Annotated in this window: 21 protein-coding genes; 5 read left to right on the top strand and 16 right to left on the bottom strand. The window is 72.4% G+C overall.

The window, feature by feature from the left end:
- Positions 1-31 precede the first annotated feature (31 nt).
- From O1G22_RS30615 to O1G22_RS30600, 4 genes are all read right to left on the bottom strand, one after another.
- Positions 32-1,060, bottom strand: coding sequence for a 6-phosphofructokinase (locus tag O1G22_RS30615; RefSeq protein ID WP_270084271.1), 1,029 nt, complete (start codon positions 1,058-1,060; stop codon positions 32-34).
- 123 nt (positions 1,061-1,183) lie between these two features.
- Complete coding sequence (locus O1G22_RS30610) at positions 1,184-1,861, bottom strand: response regulator (RefSeq protein WP_270084270.1); 678 nt, start codon at positions 1,859-1,861, stop codon at positions 1,184-1,186.
- Positions 1,858-3,045 (bottom strand): MacS family sensor histidine kinase, encoded by a 1,188-nt coding sequence (gene macS / locus O1G22_RS30605; RefSeq protein WP_270084269.1) that lies wholly within the window; start codon positions 3,043-3,045, stop codon positions 1,858-1,860. Before macS ends, O1G22_RS30610 begins: the two co-directional genes overlap by 4 nt.
- Before the next feature lie 172 nt (positions 3,046-3,217).
- A complete protein-coding gene (locus tag O1G22_RS30600; protein WP_428986521.1) occupies positions 3,218-3,991 on the bottom strand; it encodes a lysophospholipid acyltransferase family protein in 774 nt (257 codons plus the stop codon).
- A gap of 118 nt (positions 3,992-4,109) precedes the next feature.
- Here O1G22_RS30600 and O1G22_RS30595 point away from each other — a divergent pair, with 118 nt between their 5' ends.
- Both O1G22_RS30595 and O1G22_RS30590 read left to right on the top strand, forming a co-directional pair.
- Positions 4,110-4,913, top strand: coding sequence for an alpha/beta hydrolase (locus O1G22_RS30595; protein ID WP_270084268.1), 804 nt, complete (start codon positions 4,110-4,112; stop codon positions 4,911-4,913).
- Positions 4,906-5,514 (top strand): hypothetical protein, encoded by a 609-nt coding sequence (locus O1G22_RS30590; protein WP_270084267.1) that lies wholly within the window; start codon positions 4,906-4,908, stop codon positions 5,512-5,514. Before O1G22_RS30595 ends, O1G22_RS30590 begins: the two co-directional genes overlap by 8 nt.
- A 7-nt stretch (positions 5,515-5,521) precedes the next feature.
- Here the strand turns inward: O1G22_RS30590 and O1G22_RS30585 are convergent, their stop codons facing one another.
- The 6 genes from O1G22_RS30585 to O1G22_RS30560 form a co-directional block, all read right to left on the bottom strand.
- The gene (locus O1G22_RS30585) at positions 5,522-6,277 is read right to left on the bottom strand and encodes an endonuclease/exonuclease/phosphatase family protein (protein WP_270084266.1); all 756 of its coding nucleotides are present in this window, start codon (positions 6,275-6,277) and stop codon (positions 5,522-5,524) included.
- Between the two features lie 71 nt (positions 6,278-6,348).
- Complete coding sequence (locus O1G22_RS30580) at positions 6,349-7,302, bottom strand: ROK family glucokinase (protein WP_225096762.1); 954 nt, start codon at positions 7,300-7,302, stop codon at positions 6,349-6,351.
- A 67-nt stretch (positions 7,303-7,369) separates the two neighbouring features.
- Positions 7,370-7,870: a DUF5304 domain-containing protein gene (locus O1G22_RS30575; RefSeq protein ID WP_270084265.1), complete on the bottom strand. Its 501-nt coding sequence runs from the start codon at positions 7,868-7,870 to the stop codon at positions 7,370-7,372.
- Between the two features lie 56 nt (positions 7,871-7,926).
- On the bottom strand, positions 7,927-9,102 hold the full coding sequence (locus tag O1G22_RS30570) for an ArsA family ATPase (RefSeq protein WP_270084264.1): 1,176 nt from the start codon (positions 9,100-9,102) through the stop codon (positions 7,927-7,929).
- Between the two features lie 43 nt (positions 9,103-9,145).
- Positions 9,146-9,613, bottom strand: coding sequence for an SRPBCC family protein (locus O1G22_RS30565; RefSeq protein WP_270084263.1), 468 nt, complete (start codon positions 9,611-9,613; stop codon positions 9,146-9,148).
- A gap of 131 nt (positions 9,614-9,744) precedes the next feature.
- Entirely contained in the window at positions 9,745-10,500 is a 756-nt protein-coding gene (locus tag O1G22_RS30560) for a metallophosphoesterase family protein (RefSeq protein ID WP_270086593.1), read from the bottom strand.
- Between the two features lie 369 nt (positions 10,501-10,869).
- Between O1G22_RS30560 and O1G22_RS30555 the strand changes: the two genes are divergently transcribed.
- Positions 10,870-12,666, top strand: coding sequence for an AMP-dependent synthetase/ligase (locus tag O1G22_RS30555; RefSeq protein WP_270084262.1), 1,797 nt, complete (start codon positions 10,870-10,872; stop codon positions 12,664-12,666).
- A gap of 13 nt (positions 12,667-12,679) precedes the next feature.
- On the opposite strand, the gene O1G22_RS30550 is transcribed toward O1G22_RS30555, so the two are convergent.
- Positions 12,680-14,302, bottom strand: coding sequence for a GMC oxidoreductase (locus tag O1G22_RS30550; RefSeq protein ID WP_487416692.1), 1,623 nt, complete (start codon positions 14,300-14,302; stop codon positions 12,680-12,682).
- 66 nt (positions 14,303-14,368) lie between these two features.
- Positions 14,369-15,511 carry a glycosyltransferase family 4 protein gene (locus O1G22_RS30545; protein ID WP_270084260.1) on the bottom strand — a complete coding sequence of 381 codons (1,143 nt, stop codon included), beginning with the start codon at positions 15,509-15,511 and terminating at the stop codon, positions 14,369-14,371.
- A 117-nt stretch (positions 15,512-15,628) separates the two neighbouring features.
- Here O1G22_RS30545 and O1G22_RS30540 point away from each other — a divergent pair, with 117 nt between their 5' ends.
- Positions 15,629-16,864, top strand: a complete 1,236-nt coding sequence (locus O1G22_RS30540; protein ID WP_270084259.1) for a glycosyltransferase 87 family protein — start codon at positions 15,629-15,631, stop codon at positions 16,862-16,864.
- A gap of 135 nt (positions 16,865-16,999) precedes the next feature.
- On the opposite strand, the gene O1G22_RS30535 is transcribed toward O1G22_RS30540, so the two are convergent.
- A complete protein-coding gene (locus O1G22_RS30535) occupies positions 17,000-18,322 on the bottom strand; it encodes an MATE family efflux transporter (protein WP_270084258.1) in 1,323 nt (440 codons plus the stop codon).
- A gap of 105 nt (positions 18,323-18,427) precedes the next feature.
- Here O1G22_RS30535 and O1G22_RS30530 point away from each other — a divergent pair, with 105 nt between their 5' ends.
- Positions 18,428-18,961: a PadR family transcriptional regulator gene (locus O1G22_RS30530; RefSeq protein WP_270084257.1), complete on the top strand. Its 534-nt coding sequence runs from the start codon at positions 18,428-18,430 to the stop codon at positions 18,959-18,961.
- Here the strand turns inward: O1G22_RS30530 and O1G22_RS30525 are convergent.
- From O1G22_RS30525 to O1G22_RS30515, 3 genes are all read right to left on the bottom strand, one after another.
- On the bottom strand, positions 18,942-20,132 hold the full coding sequence (locus O1G22_RS30525) for a hypothetical protein (protein ID WP_270084256.1): 1,191 nt from the start codon (positions 20,130-20,132) through the stop codon (positions 18,942-18,944). The two genes, O1G22_RS30530 and O1G22_RS30525, sit on opposite strands and share 20 nt — an antisense overlap.
- Positions 20,133-20,160: 28 nt before the next feature.
- On the bottom strand, positions 20,161-21,180 hold the full coding sequence (locus O1G22_RS30520; protein WP_270084255.1) for a C40 family peptidase: 1,020 nt from the start codon (positions 21,178-21,180) through the stop codon (positions 20,161-20,163).
- 260 nt (positions 21,181-21,440) lie between these two features.
- Positions 21,441-22,475: a C40 family peptidase gene (locus O1G22_RS30515; RefSeq protein ID WP_270084254.1), complete on the bottom strand. Its 1,035-nt coding sequence runs from the start codon at positions 22,473-22,475 to the stop codon at positions 21,441-21,443.
- Between the last annotated feature and the right edge of the window lie 113 nt (positions 22,476-22,588).

Raw genomic sequence — 22,588 nt, 5'->3', positions numbered from 1 at the left:
CCGGGCGTCCGGCCCACAGCTCCGGCGCCGTTCAGCCGAAGAAGACCCCGACCTCCTCGTACCGCTTCGGGTCCACCGTCTTCAGTCTGGCCGTGGCGTCGGCGAGGGGGACGCGGACGATGTCGGTGGCGCGCAGGGCGACCATCGTGCCGAAGTCGCCGTCGTGGACGCAGTCGATGGCGTGCAGGCCGAAGCGGGTGGCGAGCCAGCGGTCGAAGGCGCTGGGCGTGCCGCCCCGCTGGACATGGCCGAGGACCGTGGTGCGTGCCTCCTTGCCGGTGCGCCGCTCGATCTCCTTGGCCAGCCACTCCCCGATCCCGGAGAGCCGGACGTGCCCGAAGGAGTCCAGCGAGCCGTCCTTGAGCACCAGGTCGCCGTCCTTCGGCATGGCCCCCTCGGCGACGACCACGATCGGCGCGTACGACGCCCGGAAGCGCGAGGTGACCCAGGCGCAGACCTGCTCGATGTCGAAGCGCTGCTCGGGGATGAGGATGACGTTGGCGCCGCCGGCGAGGCCCGAGTGCAGGGCGATCCAGCCGGCGTGCCGGCCCATCACCTCCACGACCAGGACCCGCATATGGGACTCGGCGGTGGTGTGCAGCCGGTCGATGGCCTCGGTGGCGATGTTGACGGCGGTGTCGAAGCCGAAGGTGTAGTCGGTGGCCGACAGGTCGTTGTCGATGGTCTTCGGTACGCCGACGCAGGGGACGCCGTACTCGTCGGACAGGCGCGCGGCGACGCCCAGGGTGTCCTCGCCGCCGATCGCGATGAGGGCCTGGACGTCCAGCTTGGCCAGGTTGTCCTTGATCCGGCGGATGCCGTTCTCCGCCTTGAGGGGGTTGGTGCGCGAGGAGCCGAGGATGGTGCCGCCGCGGGGCAGGATGCCGCGCACCGCGGGGATGTCGAGGTGAACGGTGCGGCCCTCCAGTGGACCCCGCCAGCCGTCCCGGAAGCCGGTGAAGTCATAGCCGTACTCCTGCACGCCCTTGCGGACGATGCCCCGGATGACGGCGTTGAGCCCGGGGCAGTCGCCGCCTCCGGTCAGTACTCCGACCCGCATGGAAAAGTCCCTTCGCCGCGGTTTCCTGACATTTGGTCACGCTAACGGTGACCCAGGTCACACCGGGAGGGGCGGGACGGGTGATTCCGGGGCATTCGCGGGGACTTCAGGCCGCGTTCGGGCTCACTCGTCGTCGAGGCCGCGCTCGATGGCGTAGCGCACCAGCTCGACCCGGTTGTGCAGCTGGAGCTTGCCGAGGGTGTTCTGGACGTGGTTCTGCACCGTGCGGTGCGAGATGACGAGGCGTTCGGCGATCTGCTTGTAGCTCAGTCCCTTGGCGACCAGCCGCAGCACCTCGGTCTCCCGGTCGGTCAGCCGGGGTGCGCCGGGTTCGTCGGTGTCCGGGGCGGGGGCCGGTTCGGAGGCCAGGCGGCGGTACTCGCCGAGGACCAGTCCGGCGAGGCCCGGCGTGAACACCGGGTCACCGACGGCGGTACGGCGCACGGCGTCCAGCAGTTCCTCGGTGGAGGCCGACTTCAGCAGATAGCCGGTCGCGCCGGACTTCACCGCCTCCAGGACGTCGGCGTGCTCGCCGCTCGCGGACAGCACGAGGACGCGCAACGCCGGGTTGTGGCCGACCAGTTCCTTGCACACCTGGACGCCGGGCTTGGCCGGCAGGTTCAGGTCCAGCACGAGGACGTCGGGGGCGGTGGCCCTGGCGCGGCGCACGGCCTGCTCGCCGTCACCGGCGGTGGCGACCACCTCGAAGCCGGACTCGGCCAGGTCCCGGGCGACCGCGTCGCGCCACATGGGGTGGTCGTCCACCACCATGACCTTGATCGGGTCCTGCCGCTCGCTCATCGACGCCCTGCCTTCGCCTTCTTCGGTACCTTCAGTTCGACTTCCGTGCCCTGCCCGGGGACGGAGCTCAGCTCGGCGCTGCCGCCCAGGTCGCGCAGCCGGCCCCGGATCGACTGGGCGACCCCGAGCCGCCCCTCGCCCTCGGCCTCGGCGAGCCGGCCCGCGGGGATGCCGGGGCCGTCGTCCCGGACGCTCACGATGATCCCGTCCGGCTCGTCCTCGACCAGGATCCAGGCCCGCGCCTCCTCGCCCGCGTGCACCCGGACATTGTCCAGGGCGGCGCCGACCGCCGCGGCCAGCTCCCGCGCCACCAGGGCCGGCAGCGGCACCGGGGCGCCGGGCTCGGCGAGGCTGACCCGCCCGGACGCATAGGGGGCGAGCAGGGAGCGCAGATCGACGGGACCGTCGTCCTCCGGCTCCTCGACTGCCCGTACGACGGCTCCGGCGGCCGCGTCCTGCGACACCCGGGACACCGGCACCAGGCCGCCGGAGACCAGCGTGCGCAGCGCCACCTCCTGCTCCCCGGCCAGCCGGCCCAGCTCGGCCGCCTCGCCACCGAGGGCCGTGCCCCGGCGCTTCACCATCGCCAGCACCTGGAGCACGCCGTCGTGGATGTCCCGGGCGAGCCGCTCCCGCTCCCGGGTCGCGGCCTCGATCTCCAGGGCGCGGGCCAGGGTGCGCTCGGAGGCGCGGGCGACCTCGACGACGTAGCCGATGGCGATGGAGGCGACCCAGACGAGGATCACGTTGTGCACGGTGTCCCGGGCGGGCCGGCCGCGCTCGACCAGGTTGACGGCGGCGACGGCGGTGGATGCGACGGCGGCCCAGCGCCAGCCGCCCTTGATGGCGAAGGCCAGCACCGAGCCGGCGGTCCATATCGACGGCAGGGTGGGGCCGCCGGTCGCGATCCGCTCGTGGTTGTCGGCGAGCGGGGTGAGCAGGATGCCGGTGAGGGCGACGGCCAGGTCGGCGGCGAGGAAGCGCTTGGTGCAGGCGGCCTCGTTCGCCACCCTGGGCAGGGTGGCGAGGGTCCACACGACCAGGACGGCGTAGTAGGCGACGGCGACCCAGGGGCGCACGAAGTGGGAGTACGCGGTCGCGCACAGGCCGATGGCGTACAGCATGGTCAGGACGCGGTAACCGGCGAGCGCGCGCCACAGCGGCAGCTCGACCGACATCCGCATGACGCCCCTTTGCCTGGCTCGTCCGCCTCCGGGCGCTCCAGCCATTGGCGAGAGCCCGACCGTGCTCAACCCTTCGGGCCTCCGCGCGCCCGGGCTCTCGCCACCGGCGCGCCCTGCGGCTCCCTCGCGTTCACGCTTGGGCATCTCCCCCGGTCCCCCCACAGCCCCTCTGCTAAGCCCCTTGAGACTCCGGCTTCTTCTCGGCCTTCTCGGCCTTCTCCGCCTTGTCGGCCTTCTCGGCCTTCTCCGCCTTGTCGGCCTCCTTGGCCGCCTTCGCCGCCTCCGCGATCTGCCGCTTGGCGGCGGTCGCGTACATGTCGACGTACTCCTGGCCGGAGAGCTTCATGATCTCGTACATGACCTCGTCGGTCAGGGCGCGCAGTACGAAGCGGTCGTGCTCCATGCCGGCATAGCGGCTGAAGTCCAGCGGCTTGCCGATCCGGATGCCGGGCCGCATCAGCTTCGGCATCACCTTGCCGGGCGGCTGGATCTTCTCCGTGTCGATCATGGCGACCGGGATGACCGGCGCGCCGGTGGCCAGCGCCACGCGCGCGAGGCCGCCGGGCTTGCCCCGGTAGAGCCGGCCGTCGGGCGAACGCGTGCCCTCGGGGTAGATGCCGAAGAGCTCGCCGCGCTCCAGCACCTCTATGCCGCTCTTGATCGCGGCCTCGCCGGCGCCGCGCGCCCCGGAGCGGTCCACCGGGAGCTGGCCGACGCCCTTGAAGAAGGCCGCCGTCAGCCGGCCCTTCACGCCCGGGGTGGTGAAGTACTCGGCCTTGGCGATGAAGGTGACCTTGCGGTCCAGGACCGCGGGCAGGAAGAACGAGTCCGAGAAGGACAGGTGGTTGCTCGCCAGGATGGCCGGCCCCTCGGCCGGGATGTTCTCCAGCCCCTCCACCCAGGGCCTGAAGGCGACCTTCAGCGGTCCTCCGATGGCGACCTTCATCGTGCCGTACAACACCCGTGTGCCTCCCGTTTCCGTCGAACAGACCTTAACCCTTCAGGACCGTCAAAGAGCCCGACGACCCTGGTCGGTGTCAGTGCGGTCGCGTACGGTGAAGCACATGCCACTTCTCCCCGGAGCTGAGCCGTACCGCCACGAGGGCGGGGAGGTGGGGGTTCTCCTCTGCCACGGCTTCACCGGCTCGCCACAGTCGCTGCGCCCCTGGGCGGAGCACCACGCGGCCCACGGTCTGACCGTGTCGCTGCCGCTGCTGCCCGGCCACGGCACCCGCTGGGAGGACATGCAGGTCACCGGCTGGCACGACTGGTACGCGGAGGTGGACCGCGAGCTGCGTCTGCTCTCCGAGCGCTGCTCCCGGGTGTTCGTCGCGGGCCTGTCGATGGGCGGTGCGCTGGCCCTGCGGCTCGCGGCCCGGCACGGCGCGCGGGTCACGGGCGCGGTGGTCGTCAACCCGGCGAACAAGGTGCACGGCCTGTCGGCGTACGCCCTTCCGGTGGCCCGGCATCTCGTGCGGACGACGCGGGGCATCGCCAGCGACATCGCCAAGGAGGGCGCGGCGGAGCTGGGTTACGACCGGGTGCCGCTGCACGCGGCGCACTCGCTGCGGGTGTTCCTGCGCCGGCTGGACGGCGAGCTGCCCCAGGTCACCCAGCCGTTGCTGCTGCTGCGCAGCGCCCAGGACCACGTCGTCCCGGCGGCCGACTCGGCCCGGGTGCTGAGCCGGGTGTCGTCCAGGGACGTATCGGAGATCGTGCTGGAACACAGCTACCACGTGGCGACGTTGGACGAGGATGCGGACCGGATCTTCGAGGAGAGCCTCGCCTTCATCGGCCGGCTCGCACCCGGTGCCGGCCAGGACGGCGCCGGGCAGGACAGCGAGGAAGGGACGGCCTCAGTTGGCTGAGCACGACTCGGACCGCGAGGGTCGCGAGCCGGACGAGCAGGGGGTGCCCTTCGACGAGGACGCCGCCTGGCGGGCCATCGTCGCCGGGTACGGCGAGGAGCCGCCGGACCCGCCGGGCGCGAAGCCCTTCAAACCGGTGCAGGACCTCGCGCTGCCGGCGACGGACGCCGGGCCGGACATCGCCAAGGACACGGCGAAGGACGCGGCGAAGGACGGTACGGCCGAGCGGGACGAGTCGGCGGGGGCGCCGCCCGTGCGCCCGCTGGGCAGTTCGGTCTCCTTCGCGCCCGGCATCGGCCCGCGCGACTACACGGCGCCCGAGCCCACAGAGGACGACTTCGACGAGGACGACGAGGGCCACTTCGTCCCGCCGGAGCCGCCCCCGCTGCCGACCGCGGACACCACCGCCAAGTTCGCCTGGCTGGGCGTCGTCGGCGGCCCGGTCCTGCTCCTGCTGGCCGTGCTGCTCGGCTGGGACATGACGTGGTGGCTGACCACCCTGGGCATCGGCGGCTTCCTCGGCGGTTTCGCCACGCTGGTGATGCGGATGCGCACGGACGACGACGAGAACGACGACCCGGGGCGCGGAGCCGTCGTCTAGCGGGGCTTCAGCCGGCCGGGATCCTGAGGGCGGCCAGGACCGGGAGGTGGTCCGTGGCCGCGATCAGGTCGGCGCGGGAGACGCCCGGCTGGTCCAGGGGCACGCCGCAGCCGAGCACCTCGATGCCCTTCGTGGCGAGGACGGCGTCGATACGGCGGTGCGGCTCGCTGTACCGCCAGGTCTCCTCGCCGCCCCAGGGGGCGACGGCCCGGCAGTCCTGGAGGGTGCCGGAGAGCAGGCGGAACGTGCGGCCGTCCGGGCCCTCGTTCAGATCACCGCCCGCGATGGCGTGCTCCACGCCGAGTCCGGCGACGCGGTCGAGGAGCATGCCGCCCTGCTCGTACCGCTCGTCCTTGTCCAGGCTCAGATGGCAGCTGATCACTCCCAGGCGGGCCCTGCCGATACGGACCACCGCCGTGGCGAAGCCGCGCCGGTGCCGGCCGGGGGTGAGCGGGAGGAGGACGTCTTCCGTGCGCTCGACGGTGGCCCGGAGCGAGCAGAGGATCGCCGGGCCGGCGGCGGTGGCTCCGCCGGTGAGGATGACCTGGCCGGAAGCGGCGGCCAGCCGGGCGAGCTTCTTGCGCCAGCGGAAGAAGCGGGGCGCCTCCTGGACGAGGACCAGGTCGGGGGCGCAGGCGGTGATGATCCTGGCCAGGGCGTCGGTGTCGTCGCGCATCGAGCGGATGTTGTAGCTCAGGACGCGGATGACGGCGGAACCGTCGGATTCCGTACGGGAGTTGGGAAGCAGCGTGCTGGTCGCCATACCGATCAACATACGACGATGCCCGCCCGTCCCGGGACCGGACGCGGCGGGCACACAGTCGTACGACCTCGCTACATGATCGGGTCGGGCTCCCGCGCCAGGTCCGCCGCGCCCACCAGGCCCGCCTTGTTGCCCAGCTGGGCCGCGATCACGTCGGCCACCGGGCGCCAGTTGCCGCCGACCAGCCAGCGCTTGTAGGACTTGCGGATCGGGTCGAGGACCAGTTCGCCCTCGTCGGAGAGACCGCCGCCGACGATGAAGGCGGACGGGTCGAAGAGGGAGGCCAGGTCGGCGAGGCCCGCGCCGGCCCAGCGGGCCAGCTCGCGGTAGGAGTCGACGGCGACCGGGTCGCCCTGGCGGGCGGCCATGGAGATGTGCTTGCCCTCGATGCCGTCGGGGGTGCCGTCGCCGAGCGAGAGCAGCAGCTCCGCGTTCTCCGGGGTGGCGTTGGCGCGCTGCTTGGCGTAGCGCACCAGGGCGCGGCCGGAGGCGTACTGCTCCCAGCAGCCCTGCGAGCCGCAGCCGCACAGCAGGCCGTCCGGGACCATCCGGATGTGGCCGAACTCGGCGGCCACGCCGAAGTGGCCGCGGCGCAGCTTGTTGCCGATGATGATGCCGCCGCCGAGGCCGGTGCCGAGCGTGATGCAGATGACGTTGCGGTGGCCCTTGCCGGCGCCGAACTTGTACTCGCCCCAGGCGGCGGCGTTGGCGTCGTTCTCGACCACGACCGGGAGGCCCACGCGAGCCTCGACCTTCTCCTTCAGCGGTTCCTGGCGCCAGTCGATGTTCGGCGCGAAGTACACCGTCGAGCGCTGCCGGTTCACGTAACCGGCCGCGCCGATGCCCACGCCGACGATCTCGTGCCCGGCGCGCGCGCCCTCCACGGCCGAGGCGATGGCGTCCACGATCGCCTCGGGCGTGCCCGGGGTCGGCACCTTGTGGGTCGAGAGGATGTTGCCTTCCTCGTCGACCACGCCGGCCGCGATCTTGGTGCCGCCGATGTCGACGCCGATGGTGAGTCCCATGAATCCCTCAGTTTCGGTCGAGCCCCGCTACGGCCAACCGTACCCGAGGCCCTGCCGGGAAAGCGCTTCAGTCCAGGTCGATCCGCTCCCCGGGACCCGTGCCCTCGCCCCCGTCGCGCCGGCCGTCGCGGTCCTCGCGCCCCTCACGGGTCAGGTCCTCGGCCGTGCGGGCGGTCCAGCGCTGTTCCTGGGCCTGGACGGCGGAGCGGTAGGCGGCCAGCAGCTCGCCGCCGGCCGCGGCCAGGTGGTCGAAGACGTCCGGGTTGCGCTCTATGACGGGCTCGACGGCGGCCTTGGCCTGCTGGACGACCTGCCGTACCACCTGCTGGGCGCCGGGTCCGGCGAGGCCGCCGAGCAGGGGGGACTGGAGGCCGGACAGCTTGTCGGCGACCGTGTCCACGAACTTCTTCAGTTCCTCGGCGGCCGAGCCCGGCCGCGGGCCGTACTCGGCGCGGCGGCGGGCCTTCTCGGCGGCGAGGTCCTCGGCGCAGGCCGTGGCCCAGGCGTCGGCGTCGGTCGCCCTCGCCGGCTCCTCGTACGGATCGCTTACGGGGCGCTCTTCGCTCATGGCGGACTCCTGACTACGGTTCGCCCGTACGACGTTACCCGAACGGGCGTGCCCGTTCACCGTCCGGCGACGGGCCACAGGTCGGGGTCCGGGGCGAACCGGATGCGCAGTTCGCCCTCGCGCAGAGCGGCCCCGGCGACGGTGCAGCGGCGCAGCGCAGAGGGCAGCGGGACGATGCGGCGGAACGGGCCCACGGTGATCACGAGTTCGTCGCCGCGCCGGATGAGGTCCAGCTCGTCCCGTATCGCGCCGGGCAGCGGGATGTGCCAGACCAGCACGCCGTCCTCGGCGATCCGGTCGCCGACGGGCCACCCGACCGGGGCGGGCGCCGGGTTGACGGGCGGTACGGCGAGGGCGGCGAGGTCGTCCTCGCCGCGGGGGTCGCGGCCCAGGTGGGGGACGGGGTGGACGTCGTACGGCAGCTCCTGCCAGTCGGCGAGGGTCTTGCGCTGCTGGGCGAGCAGTCCCGCGAGCCAGCTGTCGGGCGCGGTCTCGGGCAGGGTGCGGTGGGCGATCAGGGCCTCGACGGGCAGGCCGCGCAGGGCGAGGCCGAGGCCGGCGGTGCGGACGGCGTCGGCGCCGGCCGGACCGGGCTCGGCGACCAGGCGTACGGCGGTCGCGCGGTCGGTGAGGACGGCCTCGACGGCGGCCAGCTCGACGTCCCAGCGGGCCGCCGTCTCGTACAGCCAGTCGGCGGGCATGGGCACCCCGGCCAGCCGGCCGAGGACCGGCCGCAGGGCGCGGGCCGCCTGCCGCTCGGGCGGGAGCAGGCGGCGCAGGTAGCGGCGCAGCTCCTCGGGCAGGCCGAGCAGGGCGAGGGCCTGCGGGAGGGGCGGGAGGTCGACGACGAGGACGTCGTAGCGTTCGCAGAGGGCGGCGTCCCGCAGGGCGCGCAGAAAGGACAGCTCCTCGGCGCCGGGCAGCGGGGTGACCTCCTCGGCGTCCAGCCGGGACGCGCCGAGCAGGTCGAGGACGTTCGCGGCGCGGGTCTGGAAGGCGGTGAGATCGTCGCGGAAGCGGTCGGCCGCGTCGGGCCGCCAGACGGTGAGCTGCGGCGCCGCCTCGTGCGGGGCCGGTCCTGTCGGGGAGCCCAGGGCCGCGCCGGGGGTGTCGGTGCGGTCGGCGCTGAGCAGCAGCGTGCGGGTGCCCGCACGCGCCGCGCGCTGTGCGGTCGCGGCCGCGATGGTGGTACGACCGCTGCCGCCGGGGCCCATGATCAGGATGGTGCGCATGAGGGTGAACGGTACCGTCGTGCGCGGGTGGTGTACGGGGCGACTACTTCTCCCCCGACGCCTCCCCTGACGCCTCTCCCGACTCCACCCTCTTCTTCAGACCGGCCAGCGCCCGGTCGATGATGACCTTCTCCGCCTTGCGCTTGATCATGCCGAGCATGGGGATCTTGACGTCGACGGTGAGCCGGTAGGTGACCTCAGTGGCGCCCTGACCGGCCGGCTTCAGCACGTAGGAGCCGTCCAGGGAGCGGAGCATCTGGGACTTCACCAGGCTCCAGGAGACCTCGCCACCGCCGGTCCAGGTGTAGGCGAGGGTCTGGTCGTCCTTGATGGCGCCGGCGTCCATGACGAGGCGGACCTGCTCGGCGCGGCCCTGGTCGTCGGTCTTGAGGACCTCCGCCTCCTTCACCTCACCGGTCCAGTCCGGGTAGCGGGCGAAGTCGGCGATCACCGCCATGACGTCGGCCGGGGCCGCCTCGATCGTGATGGTCGAGCTGGTGTGTTCCGCCATCGCCGTGGCTCCTCCAGATGCGGGCCGTACTGAGGTAGTCGTGCGCACGTGTGTGCAGCGTGAAGGCTACCGCGCCACCGGTCCGCAGCCTTCACCCCGTCCCGCGCCCCGGGACACCGGTCGTCGCCCCGTCACCATTCGAGCGCCCAGGGCTTGCCCGTCCCGGCGAAGTGGCCCACGTTCACGCATTCCGTGGAGCCGATCCGCATCCGGCGGGCGAGCGGCTGATGGACGTGCCCGAAGAGCGCGTACCGGGGTTTCGTGCGGCGGATGGCGGCCAGCAGGGCGCGGCTGCCGCGTTCGAAGCGGCGGGCGACGGTGTCGTAGACCAGTTCGGGGACCTCCGGCGGGATGTGCGTGCACAGCACGTCGACCTCGCCGACCGCCTCGATCTTCGCCGCGTACTCCTCGTCGTCGATCTCGTACGGCGTCCGCATGGGTGTCTTCAGGCCACCTCCGACGAAGCCGAAGACGCGGCCGCCGATCTCCGCCCGCTGGCCGTCGAGGATCGTGGTGCCGGGGCGGGCGTACTCGCTCCACAGCGGCGGCATGTCGACATTGCCGTACGTGGCGTACGTCGGGGTGGGGAACGCGGCGAACATCTCGGCGTACTGCTTGCGCACGGCCTTCTCGATGGCGGCGGCCCGGTCGGTGCCGATGCCGCCCCACAGCCGGGCGCCGAACTCCCGGGCCTCCTCGAAGCGGCGGGCGGTGCGCAGCTCGACGATGCGGTCGGCGTTCTCCTTGCCGAACAGGTCGGGGAAGATGCCGCGCGAGTGGTCGGCGTAGTCGAGGAAGAGGACGAGGTCGCCCAGGCAGATCAGGGCGTCGGCACCCTCGCCGGCCCGGGCCAGGTCCCGGGCGTTGCCGTGCACGTCGCTGACCACGTGGACGCGGGTCCTGCGGCCCGGGGCGGCTCGGTCTGCGGCGGGCGGTTCTGCGGGCGGTGTGGATGCCATGGCGATCAAGCGTAGGCGTGTGCGATGTGCGTGAACAGTGCCGGTCCGGCCTGGGGTTACTCGCCGGTCGGTTCAGCCGTGGACTACTGTGCGCAAAAGGAACGCCAACGTGTGTGACGCAGCGAACATCTGGCTCGAACCCCCTGTCGGGAACGCCATACCGGCGGGTAACGTCCGGGCAGTCCAGTCGTGCTCCGGATTTCAGCCACCGAAAGCCCGAGCATCAGCCCGAGCCTTGGACCACACCGTCGCATCACACAGTGTCGTGGCGCCGGCGCCCTATGAGGAGCAGCAGTCTTGCGCGAGTTCAGCCTTCCGGCTTTGTACGAGGTCCCTGCGGACGGCAATCTGACCGATATCGTCCGCAGAAACGCCGCGCAGCATCCCGACGTCGCCGTCATCGCCCGCAAGACCGGCGGTGCCTGGCAGGACGTGACGGCCCGGCAGTTCCTGGCCGAGGTGCACACCGCCGCCAAGGGCCTCATCGCCGCCGGGGTGCAGCCGGGCGACCGGGTGGGCCTGATGTCCCGCACCCGGTACGAGTGGACACTGCTGGACTTCGCGATCTGGAGTGCGGGCGCGGTCACCGTGCCGGTGTACGAGACCAGCTCGCCGGAGCAGGTGGGGTGGATCCTGTCCGACTCGGGCGCGACCGCGTGCATCGTGGAGCAGGCGGGTCACGCGGCGGCCGTGGAGTCGGTGCGCGAGTCGCTGCCCGCCCTCAAGCACGTCTGGCAGATCGACGCCGGCGGTGTGGAGGAGCTGGGCCGGCTCGGGCAGGACGTCTCCGACCAGACGGTGGAGGAGCGCAGCTCGCTCGCCCGCGCCGACGACCCGGCGACCATCGTCTACACGAGCGGTACGACGGGCCGCCCCAAGGGCTGTGTGCTCACCCACCGCAGCTTCTTCGCCGAGTGCGGCAACGTCGTCGAGCGGCTGCGCCCCCTCTTCCGTACCGGCGAGTGCTCGGTGCTGCTCTTCCTGCCGCTCGCGCACGTCTTCGGGCGGCTGGTGCAGGTCGCGCCGATGATGGCGCCGATCAAGCTGGGCTGTGTCCCGGACATCAAGAACCTCACGGACGAACTGGCCGCGTTCCGGCCGACGCTGATCCTCGGTGTCCCGCGCGTCTTCGAGAAGGTCTACAACTCCGCGCGCGCCAAGGCGCAGGCGGACGGCAAGGGCGCGATCTTCGACAAGGCGGCGGACACCGCGATCGCCTACAGCAAGGCGCTGGACAGCGCCTCCGGCCCGTCGTTCGGCCTGAAGGTCAAGCACAAGGTCTTCGACAAGCTGGTCTACAGCAAGCTGCGCGCGGTGCTCGGCGGCCGGGGCGAGTACGCCATCTCCGGCGGCGCCCCGCTCGGCGAGCGGCTCGGCCACTTCTTCCGGGGCATCGGCTTCACGGTGCTGGAGGGCTACGGCCTGACCGAGTCCTGTGCGGCGACGGCGTTCAACCCGTGGGACCGGCAGAAGATCGGCACGGTCGGCCAGCCGCTGCCGGGTTCGGTGGTGCGGATAGCGGACGACGGCGAGGTGCTGCTGCACGGCGAGCACCTGTTCAAGGAGTACTGGAACAACCCGGGCGCGACGGCCGAGGCGCTGGCCGACGGCTGGTTCCACACCGGTGACATCGGCACCCTGGACGAGGACGGCTACCTCAGGATCACCGGCCGCAAGAAGGAGATCATCGTCACGGCGGGCGGCAAGAACGTGGCCCCGGCGGTGATCGAGGACCGGATCCGGGCGCACGCGCTGGTCGCGGAGTGCATGGTGGTGGGCGACGGGCGGCCGTTCGTGGGCGCGCTGGTGACCATCGACGAGGAGTTCCTGGGCCGTTGGGCCGAGGAGCACGGCAAGCCGGCGGGCTCCACCGCGGCGTCGCTGAAGGACGACCCGGATCTGAACGCGGCGATCCAGGCGGCGGTCGACGACGGCAACGCCGCGGTGTCGAAGGCGGAATCGGTGCGGAAGTTCCGCATTCTGTCCTCCCAGTTCACGGAGGAGTCGGGCCACCTCACCCCGTCGCTGAAGCTCAAGCGGAACGTGGTGGCGAAGGACTACGCGAACGAGATCGAGGCCATCTACGCCAAATAGCCAGGCAGTTGTCTCATGGCGCGGTGTCCTCGGCGAGGACCCGCGCCATCGTGCGTTCGGCGAGCGCGGTGATGGTGACGAACGGGTTCACACCGATGTTGCCGGGCACGAGCGAGCCGTCGGTGACGTAGAGACGGTCGTATCCCTTCACCCGGCCGTAGTCGTCGGTGGCCTTCCCGAGGACGCAGCCGCCCAGCGGGTGATAGGTGAAGTCGTCGGCGAAGACCTTGCTCGTGGAGCCGAAGAGGTCGTAGCGGTAGATGGTGGCGTTGGCCAGGTTGATCCGGTCGAACAGCTTCTTGGCCATGGCCACCGAGACCGCGCTCTGGGCGGGCGTCCAGCCGAGCTTCACCGTCCCGGACGAGGAGTCGTACGAGAAGGACGCCCGCTCGGGGTTCTTGGTGATCGCCAGATAGAGGCTGACCCAGTGCTCGAAGCCCATGGGCAGCGGGGCGATCTCGGCGAAGACCGGGTTGTCGGTGTTGGCCCAGTCGTCGATGCCCATCACGGGCATGGTGGCCTGGTCGGCGCCGACGGTGTCCCAGACGTGGTTGGCGCGGCCGAGCATGGTGTTGCCGTTGGTGCCCCAGCCGGCGCCGACGTCGGCGGTCAGGTCGGGCAGGGTGCCGGTGTCCCGGGCGCGGACGAGGAGTTCGGTGGTGCCGAGGCTGCCGCCGCCGAGGAAGAGGTACGTGCAGCTGTACTGCTTGGTCTCCACGACCGTGCCGGTGATGTCGATCCGGTCGGCGCTCAGCACGTACGACCCGTCGCTCGCCCGGCTGACCGACGTGACCCGCTCCAGGGTGTTGACCGTGACGTTGCCGGTGCCGAGGGCGGCGGCCAGATAGGTCTTGTCGAGGCTGCGTTTGCCGTGGTTGTTGCCGTAGATGACCTCACCGGCGAGCGCGGACCTGGTGGCGGTGCCGGCGGCCTCCTGCTGCATGTAGCCGAAGTCGTAGACGTTCGGCACGAAGGTGGTCTTCAGGCCCGCGTTGCCGGCGGCCTTCCGGGAGGTGCGGGCGAACCGGTACCACTCGGTGGACTCGAACCAGGTGGGGTCGACGGTGTTGACGCCGAGCATGGCGCGGGCGCGCGGGTAGTAGGTGCCGTACATCTCGTCGGCGTCGACGGTCGGGAACTGCTCGGCGAAGTACGACTTCACGGGGGTGACCGCCATGCCGCCGTTGACGAGGGAGCCGCCGCCGACGCCCCGGCCGACGAAGACGGACATGCTGTCGTAGTGCACCCGGTCCAGGACGCCGGGGTAGGCGCTGATGTCCTTGTTGACGACGTCCAGCCACAGGAAGGTGGCGAGCGGGGCCTCGGTGCGGGTGCGGAACCACATGGAGCGCTGGTCGGGGGCGAGGGTGGAGCAGAACACCTTGCCGTCGCCGCCGGCGGTGTTCCACAGCCGGCCCATCTCCAGCACGAGGGTACGGATGCCGGCCTGGCCGAGCCGGAGGGCGGCGACGGCACCGCCGTAGCCCGAACCGACCACGATGGCCGGGGAGTTGTCGACGGAGTCGGGTTCGGCGGCGTGGGCCGACTTCAGGCCGATGCGGGTGAAGCCGAGGGTGGCGGCCGTCTGGAGGGCGACCATACCGAGGATGTGACGTCTCGTCAGCTGACGCTGCATCAGTTGTGCTGTCATGCGCGCAGCATGGGCGGATTTTTCCGTTCCGCCTAGAGCCCCCGGGACGTTTTAGAGGAGGGCTTTGAGCTTCTCCGCGAGCAGGTCCCAGCGCCACTTCTCCTCCACCCACCGCCGGCCCCGCTCCCCCATCCTGCGCCGCAGCTCCGGGTCCTGGAGCAGGGGGACGATGCGGTCGGCCGTCGCGGCCGGGTCGCCGCCCCGGACCACCCAGCCGGTCTCGCCGTCCAGGACCGCGTCCGGGGCGCCGCCGGAGTCGCCCGCCACGACCGGGAGGCCGGTGGCGGAGGCCTCCAGGTACACGATGCCCAGGCCCTCCACGTCCAGGCCGCCGCGCCGGGTGCGGCAGGGCATGGCGAAGACGTCGCCGGCGCCGTAGTGGGCGGGCAGCTCGGACCAGGGGACCGCGCCGGTGAAGCGGACCGAGTCCGCGACGCCGGTCTCCCGGGCCAGACGGCGCAGGTCCTGCTCGTAGGGGCCGCCGCCGACGACGAGGAGCACGGTGTCGGGCTCGGCGGCGAGGATGCGGGGCATGGCCTGGATCAGGGTGTCCTGGCCCTTGCGCGGGACCAGCCGGGAGACGCAGACCACGACCGGGCGGTCGGTGAGGCCGAGGCGGGCGCGGACCTCGTCCCCGCCGGAGCCGGGGTGGAAGGTCTTCTCGTCGACCCCGGGCGGCAGCTGGACCATGCGCCGGGCGGCCGCCGGGGTGAGGGCGGTGGCGATCCTCGACCGCGTGTAGTCACCCAGATAGGTGATCGTGTCCGTGGACTCCCCGATCCGGCGCAGCAGCTGCCGGGCGGCGGGCAGCTGGGCCCAGCCGGCCTCGTGCCCGTGGGTGGTGGCCGCCAGCCGCTCGGCGCCGGCCTTGCGCAGCGCGGGTGCCATGAGGCCGAGCGGGGCCGCCGCCCCGAACCACACCGACGTACAGCCGTGTTCGCGCAGCAGCCCGGCCGCCCGCCGGGTGGTCCGCGGGGTGGGCAGCAACATGGTCGCCCGGTCGCGTACGACGGTGAAGGGCTGCTCGGCGTCGAAGGCAGCCGTGGCCTCGGCACCCTCCCGGCCGCGCTTCCAGGTGGAGGCGTAGACGACCAGCCGGCCGGGCTCCAGGCGCAGGGCCATGTTGTGCAGGAAGGCCTGGATGCCGCCCGGCCGGGGCGGGAAGTCGTTCGTGACGATCAGGGTCTTGCGCATCACCGCCGACCCTACCGAATCGGCCGTCCGGAGCCGGGTACGGCCGAGTCTGTGGCAGGTACACAGCCAGACACGACATCATGGTGACCGACCTGAATGCGAACGGCAGGGGATCACGTGGAGACGAAGGGTGCCGGGCGGTCCCTGGCATGGCTGCTCACGGTCTGGGGCGTCACCCGTCTGGTCCTCCTGCTGTTCGTCTTCCAGGTGTGGGTCTTCCCGGGCCCGGACGTCACCTCCGACGTGTCGGTGATCTACCGCGGCTGGTACGAGGTCCTGCGGCACGGAACGTTTCCGCTGGACGACGTGACCTGGCAGTACCCGCCCGCCGCGGCCCTGCCGGTCCTCGCCCCCGCCGCCCTGCCCTTCCTGTCGTACGCGCACGCCTTCTTCATGCTGGCGTTCCTCGCCGACGCGGTCGTGCTCCAGCTGCTGCTGTACCCGGCGGGGCGCAGCGGCCGGTCGCTGCGCGGGGCCTGGGTGTGGGTGGCGGGCGTGCCGCTGCTCGGCCCGACGGTGTTCGCCCGCTACGACGTGATGGTGACCGCGGTGGCCGTGGCGGCGCTGCTCGCGGGCGTCCGCCATCCGCGGGTGATGGGCGCGCTGACGGCGTTCGGGGCACTGCTGAAGGTGTGGCCGGCGCTGCTGCTGGTGGGCTGCTTCCGGCGCCGGGCGTGGGCGTCGGCGGCGGTGACCGCGGCCGGGCTCGCCGCGCTGTTCGCGGTGTCCATGCCGGGCGCCTTCGCCTTCCTGACCTTCCAGCGGGACCGGGGCACCGAGGTGGAGTCGCTGGGCGCCCTGGTCTTCCATGTGGCCCGGCACTTCGGCTGGGACGGACAGGTGCTGCTGAACTACGGCTCGGTCGAGTTCGTCGGCCCGCATGTGGAGCAGGTCAGCACGGCGGCGCTCGCGCTCACCGGGGCCGCGTTCGGCTGGCTGCTGCTGTGGCGGCTGCGGGTGACGCGCCGGCCGCCGCACACCCTCGCGGACGCGGCGTTCACGGCGGTGCTGGTGTTCACGGTGACCAGCCGGGTGATCAGCCCGCAGTACCTGGTGTGGCTGGTCGGACTGGCCGCGGTCTGCCTGACGTTCCGGGCGAGCCGGATGGGCGCGCCCGCGCTGCTGGTCGTGCTCGCGTCCTTCGTGACGGTCCTGGAGTTCCCGCTCGGCTTCGTGCACGTGGTGACGAGCGACCGGTACGGCGTGCTGCTGCTGGCGGTCCGCAACGGCCTGCTGGTCGCCGCCTCCGTCATGGCGGCCCGCCGCCTGTGGCGCGCGACCGTCCCCCCGGCCCCCGCCGCACCACTGCCGCCCGAACCGGCCCGGCCCCGGGAGACCCCGGTCTCGTCCTGACCCGGCCGGCCCACGCCGGGAGATGACGGCCGGCCCACGACACCCGGCAGACCGCGGCAGCCCGCGGCCGCCGGGGAGACCTCGGCCGCCGCAGCACACCGGACCGACCGCGACGCGGCCCCGGTCCCTCCCGGCTCATCCGGCGCGGGCCAGGGACATCCCGGCCTTCTCGCGGTGGCCGGCCCTGCGCAGCAGCGCTGTCACGGCCGCGCACTGCACGCCCATCGCGAGCGCCAGCGCCAGGCAGACGCCGGGCAGTCCGAGCCCGGTCAGGGCGTACGCCAGCGGCAGCTGGACGGCCGTGCCGAGCAGGGTGACCCGGAGCAGGGCGGGCGCTCCCCCGCTGCCCTCGAAGACCCCGCCGAGCGCGATGAAGCAGGCCATCAGCAGCAGGTAGGGGCCGATGCAGCGCAGGAACAGCACGCCCTGGCGGGCGACTTCGGGTCCGGCGCCGAAGGCGGCCATGATCCAGGGGGCCGAGACGGCGAACAGGGCGGTGGCGGTGAGCCCCAGGAGCCCGGCGAGCAGCACCGCCTGCCGGCCGATCTCCCGCCGCGCGTCCGTGCCGGCGCCCCGGGTGTGCGCGGTGTGGATCGCGGCGGCCTGGCGTACGGCGTAGAAAGCCATGGTGGCGACATACATGACCTTGTAGGCGATGGCGTAGGCGGCCACCACGGTCACCCCGAGCCGGGCCACGATCGCGACCAGGACCAGCGCTCCGCCCTGGCGCACGGTGAAGTCGGCGGACATGGGCAGACCGGTGGCGAGGGTGCGGCGCAGGGCGCCCGTGACCGGTCCGGTGGGCGGGGCCCCGGCCGCCGTCCGCAGCAGGGCGTCACGGCGCAGGGCGCGCAGGCCCACGGTGAGGGCGGCGCAGCGGCACAGCACGGTGGAGGCGGCGGCGCCCGGGACGCCGTAGGCGTGGATGAGGACCGGGTCGCACACCAGGATCAGGCCGTTCGCCAGCAGCGCGAGCCGCATCGGCGTGCGGGTGTCGCCGGCGCCCTTGAGGATGCCGTCGACGAGCTGCTGGGCGAAGAAGACGGCCATGCCGGGCAGGGAGATCGCGAAGTAGGCGCCGGCCAGGCGCAGGGCCGCGCTGTCGTCGCCGCCGAGGACCAGCCCGGCCAGCGGCCCGCGCAGCAGGAAGCCGCCGGCCGCGACCACGGGGGTGACCAGCGCGCACAGCGCCCAGCCCCCGCGTACGGCGGCCCGTACGACAGCCGGGTCCCGGGCGCCCCGGGCATGCGCGACCAGCACCGTCGTACCGGAGGCGAAGACCAGCGCGACCCCGAGCAGCACGTTCTCGGTGTTGGTGGCGACGGCCACGGCGGCGACGGCGGCTCCGCCGAGCCGGGAGACCCAGACGGTGTTGATGATCCCGGACGCGACCGAGGCGAGCAGCGAGAGGTAGACGGGGTGGGCGAGCGCTATGAGCTGTCTGCGGTGGGCGTTCACGAGATTCCCCCTCGTAGCGAGCTACCACGAATCGAGGTAGCTCGATAAGAGGTAACATGGCGTCCGAGGCCGCCGCAAGGGGTCGCCACACGCTGAGGAGAACCGGTGCTGGAGTTGTCGATCCTGGGGTTTCTCGCCGAGGAGCCGCTGCACGGCTATGAGCTGAAGGAGCGGATCAAGGCGCTGAGCGGGCATGTCCGCCCGGTCAGCGACGGTGCGCTCTACCCGGCCATCAACCGGCTGGTCGCCGCCGGACTGCTGGACCAGCACACCGAGGAGGGCGCGAGCGCCGCCCCGCGCCGGGTGCTGTCCCTGACCGGGAAGGGACGCGCGGAGCTGCTGGAGCGCCTGCGCAGCCCCAAGCAGGCGGAGATCACCGACCACGTCCGCTTCAACACCGTGCTGGCCTTCCTGCGGCACCTGGACGATCCCGCCGGGCAGGCCGCCGTACTGCGCCGCCGGCTGGACTTCCTCCAGACTCCGGCGAGCTTCTTCTACCGGCAGGGCGAGCCGGTGCGGGCCGAGGAGGCCGGGGACCTGTTCCGGGAGGGGATGCTGCGGGTGGCCCGGGCCACCGGGCAGGCCGAGCGGGCCTGGCTGCGCGAGGCCCTGGAGACGCTCAGCCGAGCTGACTCCTGACGTACGCCCGCCACCGCTCGGTGAACGCCTCCGGGGTGGTCCCGAGCACGGTCTTCAGCGCCGCCTCGACCGCGCCCGCCCGCTGCTGACGGTCGCCGACGGCCCGGTAGAAGGCGTCGAGCCGGGCCGTGCCCCAGTGACCGGCGATCATCCGGCAGGCCAGCCAGCCGCTCTCGTAGGCCTGGGCCAGCTTGGCCGGGTCGCTGGTGAAGCCGAAGTCCTTGTCGGTGGGCAGGTCGGCGGGGGTGAGACCGTCCCGGACGGCGCGGGTCAGTTCCGGCGCGACCTCGGTGGGGGTGCGGCCGGTGCCGAGGTAGCCGATCCAGTCCGCATACCCCTCGGAGAGCCACAGCGGGGTCGCGGCGGTGGTGTGGGCACGGGTCGCCACATGGGTGGTCTCGTGCGTGAGGACGACCTGTTTGCCGAGGTCACCGAGGACGGCGTACGCCTCCGGGTTGACCACCACCCGGTCCGCGGGCGCCTTCCCGGAACCCCCCACCTCACCGGTGGTGACGGCCGCGATGCCCCGGTAGTTCGCGGCGGGCGAGCCGAGCAGCCCACCCATGCCGGCCAGCGAACGCGGCACGAGCACGACGACCCGGCGGCTCCAGTCACCGCCCCACGCCCGGGAGACGGCCGGCACGGCCCGGTCGGCGAGCCCGGCGTAGGCACGCAGCTCGGCCTGCGTCCGGCCGGTGCCCAGCACCAGACTGTGCGCACCCCGGACGACGGTCACCGGACCCTGGTCCCACAGCTGCTGCCCGGCCTGCCGCGCGGGCTCGTCGGCGGTGACGTACCACTTCCCGTCCGCGGTACGGCCGAGGGTGAGGGTGCGCTGGGCGTCGACCGGGGCGGTGTCGTACCCGGCGACGCGATAGTTCAGCTCGGCGTCGGCCGTGGCGCCGGTGGCGGTACGGCGTACGCCGGTGACCTGATAGGCCCAGGAGGCCAGCGGCAGCGCCCGTAGCCGGGTGTACTCGGCGCGGGTGCCGGTGGCCGCGTACGCCGGCTCGTCGTGCCGGAGGAGGGCGGCCGAGCGCTGGTCGAGCAGGTGCTGCACCTCGGTGCGGGCGGTGTCGGCCGTCGCGCCGCTGCCCGCGCATCCGGTCAGGGGCAGCAGCAGGGCGAGGCCGGCGGCCCCGAGCCACCCCACTCTTCCGCGACCGGTCATTTCCCGATCGTAACGGCGGCCGACACCGTCAGGGCCGGGTCACCGAGGAGATCGGCATCATCCCGACGGGGTCGTACCGCACCGCCGCCCCCGGGTAGGGCGCGTGGATGACCTGGCCGTTGCCGACATACATGGCCACATGGCTGGCGTCGGACCGGTAGACCACGAGGTCGCCGGGCCGGGCCTGGGAGAGCGGGACGTGCCGGCCGGCGAAGCGCTGTTCCTGCGAGGTGCGCGGCAGATGGATGCCGGCATGCGCGTACGACCACTGCATCAGGCCCGAGCAGTCGAAGCCGGAGGGGCCGTTCGCACCCCAGACGTAGGGCCGGCCGAGGGCGGACTGCGCGGCGGCCACGGCGGCCGCGGCACGGGCGTCCGGGGCGACCACGCCGGACAGGTCGGGCAGGTCGGCGCGGGTGTCCCGGGAGGCGCGGTCGTAGGCGGCGCGGGCGGCGGCCGGCAGGGAGTCGATCAGCTGCCGGGCCTTGGCGAGCTTCTGCTCGACGGTCTTCTTGTGCACGGCCACGGCCTTGCGGCTCTTGTCCAGCTCGGCGAGTTTCCCGGCCGCCTCGGAGCGCTCCTGGGCGAGCTCCCGCAGCGCCGACCTCAACTCCCGCAACTGGCCCGCCTGTTGGGTGGTGATGCGGTCGAGGGTGGAGGCCTTGTCGAGGTAGTCGTCGGGGTCGTCGGAGAACAGCAGCGCGACGGCCGGGTCGATGCCGCCGGCCCGGTACTGGGCGCCGGCCAGCGAACCGAGGTGCTCGCGCAGGGTGTTGATGCGCTGCTGCTGGCGGGCCATGTGGTCCTGGGCGCCCTGCACCTCCCGGCGCAGCGAGTCGGCCTGCTCCTCGGCCTTGTCGAAGGCCTGGGTCGCCTGCTCGGCCTCCTGGTAGAGGCGGTCCACCTCGGCGCGGGTGCCGTCGTGCGGCGCCGCCTGCGCGGGTACGGCGCCGAGCGCGGCGGCCGCGGCCGACAGCACGCACAAAGCGGTGGCGCCCCGGTTGAATCCGGTGAATCCAAAGGAGGCAAGGCGGCGGTGAGACCCCACGGCGGTCCTTCTGCTGGCGGACAGATACCGCTCCCCCGGCGCCTGGGGACGGGGAGGCCCCGGCGCCGGGGGAGCGGGCCAGACAGTAGCCGTCCGCGAGGGCCCGGACCAAAGACCGTGACGGCAACACACAGTGACGCCCCGCCGCTGACGCAGGTCATCGGCGGGGCGTGGCGTCAGTTCCGGTTCCCGGGATTCGCCCGTTCGGGCGCCCCGTGTCCGCGTTTCGCGCGTGGTCCGCGGGGGTCCTACCGGTGGGGTCAGACCCGGACGCCGAACTGGAACGGCATGTCGGAGATGGCTTCGTAGCGGACCACGGCGCCGGTGTGCGGGGCGTGCAGCACCTGGCCGTTGCCGGCGTAGAGGCCGACGTGGTGGATGTCGCCGTAGAAGAAGACCAGGTCGCCGACCTGCAGGTCGTTGATGGAGTTGATCCGGGTGCCGATGGTCGCCTGCTCCTGCGAGGTGCGCGGGATGGAGACACCGGCCTGGGCGTAGGCCCAGGAGGTCAGGCCCGAGCAGTCGAAGGAGGAGGGGCCGGAGGCGCCGTAGACGTACGGCGAGCCGATCACGCTCTGGGCGGCGGCGAAGGCGGCACCGGCGCGGCCGGAGGCCGGGGTGCTGTTGCCGAGGTCGACGCGCGAGCTGGAGGAGCGGTCGGCGCGCGCCTGCTGGGCGGCCAGGTCCGCCTTCTCCTTGGCGGTCAGGGTGTTGAGCAGCTTCTGCGCGTCGGCGAGCTTGCCCTGGACGTCCTTCTTGTTCTGCGCCAGCTGTGCGCGCGTGGCGGAGAGGTCCTTGAGCTTCGCCTGGGCCTCCGCGCGCTCCTGGGCCAGTTCGCGCTGTTTGTCCTGGATCTTCTTCAGCGCGTCGACCTGCTGGGCGCTCAGCTGGTCCAGCGTGGAGGCCTTGTCGAGGAAGTCGTCCGGGTTGGAGGACAGGAACAGCTGGACCGAGGGGTCGATGCCGCCGGTGCGGTACTGCGACGTGGCCAGCGAACCCAGGCTGTCGCGCAGCTTGTTGAGGTCCTGCTGGCCTCGGGCGACGTTGTCCTGGATGGTGGAGATTTCCTTCTGCAGCTTCTGCTGCTTGGCCTGCGCCCCGTCGAACTTCTCGGTGGCCTGCTCGGCCTGCGAGTAGAGGTCGTCGACCTTGGCCTTGACCTGGTCCTTGCTGAGCTTCTGGCTCGGCGCGGCGTTGGCGGCGTTCGCGCTCAGCACGACAGCGGCGGCTGCTGCGGTGGTCAGCACGGTCACGCGGGCGCGACTCTGCTGCTTGGGTCGACGGTGGGACGCCACGAGGGACGAACTCCTTCGTGTGAGTGAGTGACTGATCACCCGTTCGGAGGTTCGAGCCCAGACCTTAGTGACCCAGTTGTGATCAGTTCAAATCCTCACACCAGAAAATCCCA

Origin of the sequence: Streptomyces camelliae (assembly GCF_027625935.1) — a bacterium.
In the GTDB taxonomy this organism is placed as follows: Bacteria; Actinomycetota; Actinomycetes; order Streptomycetales; family Streptomycetaceae; genus Streptomyces; species Streptomyces camelliae.
The sequence above is the reverse complement of the archived record's forward strand: the minus strand, read 5'-3'. Positions and strand labels throughout refer to the sequence as shown.